This is a genomic window from Methylibium rhizosphaerae, from assembly GCF_006386545.1.
Taxonomy (GTDB): Bacteria; Pseudomonadota; Gammaproteobacteria; order Burkholderiales; family Burkholderiaceae_C; genus Pseudorivibacter; species Pseudorivibacter rhizosphaerae.
Map to the genome: position 1 here is coordinate 1 of NZ_SWAR01000193.1, position 567 is coordinate 567.

The following is a 567-nucleotide window of genomic DNA, read 5'->3' on the forward strand; positions in this document are numbered from 1 at the left end:
GACGGTCAGCCTGTCATCGGTGCCGTTGATGCTGATGACGAGGTCGTCATACCAGCGAGTGAGCGTGACGTCCGCAGGCGTGATGCCCGCACCGAGCACGATGGTGTCGGCATTGGTGCCCAGCGCATCGCTGTCGGAGTTGTTGATGGTGTCCTGGCCGGAGCCCAGGCCGAACAAGTAGGTGTCAGCCCCCTCGCCGCCATAGAGCGTATCGGCGCCCACACCGCCGTCGAGCGTGTCGCTCCCGCTACCGCCCAAGAGGCTGTCGTTGCCCGCTCCCCCTTGCAGCGTGTCGGCATCGTTGCCGCCGGAGAGGCTGTCGTTGCCCGTCCCGCCTTGGAGGATGTCGTTGCCGGCGCCACCGTCGAGCGTGTCGCGGCCGTCACCGCCATCGAGCGTGTCGGCGCCCGCCATGCCAGAGAGCGTGTCGTTGCCGTCGCCGCCGCTGAGCGCGTCATTGGTCGCGTAACCGGTGAGACCGTCATCGCCTGTGGTGGAGGCGATCGCACGGGCCTTGACGTCTGCGATGCTCCAGCTGGTGCCGTCCGCAAAGCGGATGGCCTCGAC

General features: G+C 67.7%; 1 protein-coding gene. It reads right to left on the reverse strand.

Translation table 11 applies throughout. The annotated features are described in order from the left end of the window. A partial coding sequence (locus E8D38_RS28065) for a calcium-binding protein (RefSeq protein WP_140637644.1) occupies nucleotides 1-567 on the reverse strand: 567 nt, incomplete at both ends.